The organism is Streptomyces sp. NPDC052107 (genome assembly GCF_040680215.1).
Taxonomy (GTDB): Bacteria; Actinomycetota; Actinomycetes; order Streptomycetales; family Streptomycetaceae; genus Streptomyces.
On sequence record NZ_JBFAWG010000205.1, the window covers coordinates 1 to 4,774 of the forward strand.

The 4,774-nt window shown below is 66.8% G+C and carries 6 protein-coding genes and 2 pseudogenes; 3 read left to right on the forward strand and 5 right to left on the reverse strand.

What is annotated here, in order from left to right; genetic code table 11:
* Window positions 1-785: 785 nt before the first annotated feature.
* Complete coding sequence (locus AB0M27_RS46795; protein WP_365732308.1) at window positions 786-1,121, forward strand: hypothetical protein; 336 nt, start codon at window positions 786-788, stop codon at window positions 1,119-1,121.
* A gap of 100 nt (window positions 1,122-1,221) precedes the next feature.
* On the opposite strand, the gene AB0M27_RS46800 is transcribed toward AB0M27_RS46795, so the two are convergent.
* Window positions 1,222-1,539, reverse strand: coding sequence for a recombinase family protein (locus AB0M27_RS46800; RefSeq protein ID WP_365732312.1), 318 nt, complete (start codon window positions 1,537-1,539; stop codon window positions 1,222-1,224).
* Window position 1,540: 1 nt separating this feature from the next.
* Here AB0M27_RS46800 and AB0M27_RS46805 point away from each other — a divergent pair.
* A pseudogene (locus tag AB0M27_RS46805) lies at window positions 1,541-1,933 on the forward strand (site-specific integrase); the annotation flags it as partial.
* A gap of 53 nt (window positions 1,934-1,986) precedes the next feature.
* On the opposite strand, the gene AB0M27_RS46810 reads toward AB0M27_RS46805, so the two are convergent.
* Window positions 1,987-2,280 carry a DUF1330 domain-containing protein gene (locus AB0M27_RS46810; protein WP_365732309.1) on the reverse strand — a complete coding sequence of 98 codons (294 nt, stop codon included), beginning with the start codon at window positions 2,278-2,280 and terminating at the stop codon, window positions 1,987-1,989.
* Window positions 2,281-2,767: 487 nt separating this feature from the next.
* On the opposite strand from AB0M27_RS46810, the gene AB0M27_RS46815 reads away from it, so the two are divergent.
* On the forward strand, window positions 2,768-3,292 hold the full coding sequence (locus tag AB0M27_RS46815) for a CbrC family protein (protein WP_365732310.1): 525 nt from the start codon (window positions 2,768-2,770) through the stop codon (window positions 3,290-3,292).
* Here the strand turns inward: AB0M27_RS46815 and AB0M27_RS46820 are convergent.
* The 3 genes and pseudogenes from AB0M27_RS46820 to AB0M27_RS46830 form a co-directional block, all read right to left on the reverse strand.
* A pseudogene (locus AB0M27_RS46820) lies at window positions 3,289-4,048 on the reverse strand (IS5 family transposase). The gene AB0M27_RS46815 and the pseudogene AB0M27_RS46820 sit on opposite strands and share 4 nt — an antisense overlap.
* Window positions 3,940-4,374, reverse strand: a complete 435-nt coding sequence (locus tag AB0M27_RS46825; RefSeq protein WP_365732311.1) for a DUF6332 family protein — start codon at window positions 4,372-4,374, stop codon at window positions 3,940-3,942. The pseudogene AB0M27_RS46820 and the gene AB0M27_RS46825 overlap by 109 nt, the downstream one beginning before the upstream one ends.
* Before the next feature lie 90 nt (window positions 4,375-4,464).
* On the reverse strand, window positions 4,465-4,710 hold the full coding sequence (locus AB0M27_RS46830; protein WP_365732313.1) for a DUF6233 domain-containing protein: 246 nt from the start codon (window positions 4,708-4,710) through the stop codon (window positions 4,465-4,467).
* Window positions 4,711-4,774: the final 64 nt, after the last annotated feature.

Consider the following 4,774-nt stretch of genomic DNA (forward strand, 5'->3'; position numbering starts at 1 on the left):
CTCTCGACAGCTTCGAGTCGGCCACCCGGGGCGAGGACAGCCACGCACACGCGAAAGGGCGGGCACCGGCGGTGGACGCGTCGGCGGATCCTCGAACAGGCCACCCAACCCCGAGGCAGAAACCGGCGTTGAGCACGCCTGCACCCACCGCCCCATAGACGCGGCATCCGGTTACGGGTCGTTGGTCCCTTGCGGGCCGGATGTCGCACGATGGCCGGCATGGCGTAGCCCACCACCACGCCCCGCAGCAGCCGAGGCTGCCGCGGACCGGCCATCGCCGAACTACCGGTCGTGCCGCAGGCGCATCCTCTTTCCGCCAGCATCGGCCACAAGGACACCACACTGTCCCGCCTGCCGGCGCCGACACGCGGCCGCGCGGTTGGTTCCAGGGCATCCGACCAGAACACGGGCCGCGAAGCCGTATCACGTTCGTGACCGCGGTCAGGGCACCGTGGTCGGGACGGTTCGGCGAAAGCCGGGGCGGCCGCCATATCAGGTGTAGAAGCCTTGACGATACGCCGCCGGGGATCATTTGAGGTCACCAACCGGCTGGACACCATCGGGGAGCTGACGACAGTTGTCTTGCTGAACCCGGCTACGGAAATCACAGTGGCCGTGTTGCAGCGACATACCCGATGATCGGCTCCATGGATGTCGTCGTTCAACGAGTACGCAACTCATGGACGAAGGCGTCCCGGGGCGGGCCCGGGGCCGCCGCGCGAAACGCAGCCCCGACAGTGTTCCCACTCCCACTTGGCCTGAAGTCTGGCCTACACGAGGTCGTCATGCAGGAGTCCGACGCATTCAGTCCGAAGATGTCTGAGCAGAACCTGTCGGATCCCGGCCTCGTACTTCGCGAGGCCGACGGACTGCTACGCGTCCATCCACCAGAGACAACGATCTTCGGCATGCCGCGACGCAACCGCCGCCCTCCAGCGGTCCGACTCACCCCCGGGCAGTGGCTGCAATGGCAGATTAACTACCGGTTCGTCGGCACCAGGGGCGGGCCGTGGTCATACCGGCTCGATACGTTCAACATCTCCTACGGCCCCGCCTCTCCCGAGGTCTTCCTCAGCACACCACCGACACGCAGAGTCGACGAGCGCGGCTTTCTGCGCTGAGCCGTGGGGACGCTTGGACGGTCACAGAGGGTTGTTACCAGAGGAGAGTTCCTCAGGATCTGACGACAGTTGAATAGGCGAGCTCACCAGTATCAACCCCCTACTTGTACAGCGTCGTACGCGAGACCCCGAGAAGCTTCGTGATCGACGTGATGGTGTTCTCCGGCTGCGCGAGCAGCGCGCGAGCGTGCCGGATCTGTTCCTCCGTCATGGCCGGCGGCCGCCCGATGCGCTCGCCACGCGCGCGTGCCGCCGTCAGGCCCTCGTGGGTTCCCTGGACGATGAGTTCGCGGATGAACTCAGCGAGCGCGGCGAACACGTGGAAGACCAGGCGGCCGCCCGGAGTCGTCGTATCCAGCGCCTCGTGCAGCGACTGGAAGCCGATGCCGCGCTTGCGCAGGCCGGAGACGATGGAGATCAACGCCGGCACCGCCCGTCTTCTGCCCCGCCTGATCAAGGGCCGCACCCGCGGGCCGGTGTTCGTCACCCACCGCAAGCCGGGCCCCGGCAAGGTCGTCAGCCCGCGCGACGTCTGCCCGGACACCGGACTCGCGCGGCTGTCGTACGGGCAGGCTCGCGCCATGCTCGACGCTCATACGGCACTCGCCGGCGTGCAGGGCGCGGGCTGGGACCTGCACGAATGGCGCCACTCCGGGCTCACTCATCTCGGCGAGGCCGGAGCCAGCCTGCCGATGCTTATGGCCAAGTCACGGCACAAGAAACCGGAGAACGTACGGCGCTATTTCCACCCCTCGGCGGAGGCAATCGCCGAGGTCACCAGCTTGCTTGCCCCTGGAGACAGTCGGCGCTGACCTCGTCAGCGGCAGTCAAGTTGAGCTTCAGTGAAGATCCGACTGGACCTCGGTCAGTCGATGCCTTCGACGATGCGGAAGTCGCGCTCGACGCCGTCGGAGAGGGCGACCAGCGCCTCCTGGTAGGCCGCACTCTCGTGCGCCGCGACGGCCTGCTCGAAGCTGTCGAACTCGATCAGGACGGTGCGCTCGGCGATTCCGGCGTCATGCGCCACGACCCGACTGCCACGGGCGAGGATCCGACCGCCCCCGGCCTCGACGGCCGGAGCGGCCAGCTTGTTGTAAGCAGCCAGCTTCTCAGGGTCTGAAATGGTGCGGTAGGCGCTGACCCAGTAGCCCTTGGGCATGGAACCTCCAGTGTTGGGATGAGTGCATCTGACTTACGGGTTGGTCTCGGACGAGCGTCGGCGGGCGAGAGCGAGGCTTGTCAGCGTCGTGATCGCCATGGCGCCGATGCCGACCAGCGCCGCGGTGGTGTAGGCGCTGTCGTCGGCGAAGAGGTGGCCGGGGCCGGTGCCCGCACCTGGATCGCTCGCTCGGGCTGCTCCGCGGAGAAGCCCGTCCCCACTCTCGCGATGATCTGCACCGGGTCAGGTCGCTCGTCAATGGCCATCACAGCCCCTCTCGTCGACAGGCGATCATGGCAGAGCCCTCAGCCCGGCCGACTCGCCGGGTCTCCGGGAAGCCTTTGCGGGACAGCCCTTTACAAGCTGTCTCAATTGGCTGGGCCACGACGAGTCCGACGCCGCGCTTGATCGGGGAACCGCCCGCGGACAGACTGCTCTCCATGGGATCAGTAGGCGTGGCCACCAGGGCGCGGATCGGGAACCGGCGATGAGTGCCAGCCTGCCCTTCTTTCGCTATCACCCAGACCCTCTGGGAAGCGGGTCCATCCGCGCGGCCGCCGAGACATGCGCCTGCTGCATGCGCAACAGGGGATGGATCTACACGGCCACCTTCTACACCGCACACGAGGTCAACGGACGTTTCTGCCCGTGGTGCATCGCAGACGGGAGCGCGGCTGAACGCTTCGCGGGTGAATTCGCTGACTCCTACGGGCTCGACGGTGTCAGCGAGGACGTCTTGCACGAGGTCACCCGCCGCACCCCTGGGTTCCGCGCCTGGCAGGATCCGCACTGGCTCGTCCACTGCCAGGATGCGGCCGCCTTCGTGGGCGAAGTTGGATACACCGAGCTGGCGGCGCATCCCGAAGCCCTCGATCAACTTCGAGCCGACATGCGGCTCGACGGCCGGCACGACGAAAACCAGCTTGAGCACTTCCTGGGCGACGAGGCGACCGCCATGCTCTTCCGCTGCACCGTCTGCGGGACCCATCTCGCCTACGCCGATGCATCCTAGAAATCGTCTGCTTGGGCGAGTCGTCGGTAGCAGATGAGGGTGCAGGCGATGCTGGTGATTCGTAGCGGCGGTGGAGGCGGCGGCAGCCGGCAAGCCAGGACATGGTCCGTTCGATAGTCCAACGGTGGCGGCCGAGTCGATGTGAGGTCTCGATGCCCTTGCGGGCGATGCGGTGCCGGATTCCTCGTTGCGACAGCCATTGCCGCAAGTGGCGGTAGTCGTAGCCCTTGTCGGCGTGGAGCTTGCCGGGTCTGCGCCGACGAGGGCCCCGGCGAGACCGGATCGGCGGTATGCCTTTCACAAGCGGGATCAGGGCCTGGCTGTCGTGGACGTTGGCCCCCGAGATTCCGGCAGACAGGGGCAGACCGGTCCGCTCGGTGATCAGGTGGATCTTCGAGCCGTACTTGCCTCGGTCGACAGGATTCGGGCCTGTCAGATCCCCCTTTTCAGGGCCCGCATGTTCACCGAGTCGATGGCGCACCTCGACCAGTCCAGGTCGCCGCGGGAGCCGAGTTCGTCGAGGACCGAGCGGTGCAGCTTGGCCCACACCCTGGCCTTCGTCCACTCGGTGAACCTGCGGTGAGCCGTCGCCCCGGACGGCCCGAACGACGCTGCGGGGAGTTGCCGCCACGTGCAGCCCGACGTCGCTACGAACACGATCGCCGCCAGCACCTCACGATCACCGTGGCGACGTCGGCCGCCGCCCTGAGGCCGCGACGGCGCCTCCGGCACCACCCGCTGGAACAGCTCCCACAATTCGTCCGGCACCAGCCGCTCAACGATCCCCACGCCGGGAGGCTACTGACCTCAGGGAGAAGGACCGTAGTCAGCGGCCCATTCGGCGCTGCTCGTCGAACCGAAGCAGCACCCGTACCAGACGCCACACTCCGGCCATCGCTCCAAGCAGCGCGCCCCCCGCCAAACACGCCCTTTTCCCCGGCACCAGAGATGCCAAGGGCCAGAACGAGAGTCAAAGCGACGGCGAAGATCACCGCAGCCAGCACGGTGGCAGTCACGAGGGCGAAAACGATCTCCACCGTCATTGCGTCCTTTTCCCACCGCGACTCACGCCCCATGTCCATGCGGCAAGTCTCACATCACGGTCAAGCCTCGCGCCTGGGTCCGGCAGCCTGACTCTCGCGGGCGGCGCCGTCACCAATTGAGATGGCTTCTTAGTCGAGGATCCCGAGCTTGGTGTCGGGCCGGCAGTACTCGCAGGCTCGAAAGAACTCCCCGTCCTTGGCGAGCGCTTCCCGGGCGTCGCTGGCGCTGACCGGGCGCGTGCTGCGCTGAGTCATGGGGCAGTGTGCGACATCCCATGAGTTCCCCTGAGCCGCACTGAGGCTCCGGGCGGGTGGCCAGAGGGTTCTTTCTCCTTCGGGTCTCTGTCCCGGGTTCCGCAGTTGATGTAGCGGGATAGTCTGTGGATTCGGGGGTTGACGTGCGGAAACGCGCCGTCGGCTGGTGGGACGGCGTGTATCT

Excerpts from the sequence above, each read along its gene's own strand:
- AB0M27_RS46795 (WP_365732308.1), top strand. The coding sequence starts at position 786 with ATGCAGGAGTCCGACGCATTCAGTCCGAAGATGTCTGAGCAGAACCTG.
- AB0M27_RS46810 (WP_365732309.1), bottom strand. The coding sequence starts at position 2,280 with ATGCCCAAGGGCTACTGGGTCAGCGCCTACCGCACCATTTCAGACCCT.
- AB0M27_RS46815 (WP_365732310.1), top strand. The coding sequence starts at position 2,768 with ATGAGTGCCAGCCTGCCCTTCTTTCGCTATCACCCAGACCCTCTGGGA.
- AB0M27_RS46825 (WP_365732311.1), bottom strand. The coding sequence starts at position 4,374 with ATGGACATGGGGCGTGAGTCGCGGTGGGAAAAGGACGCAATGACGGTG.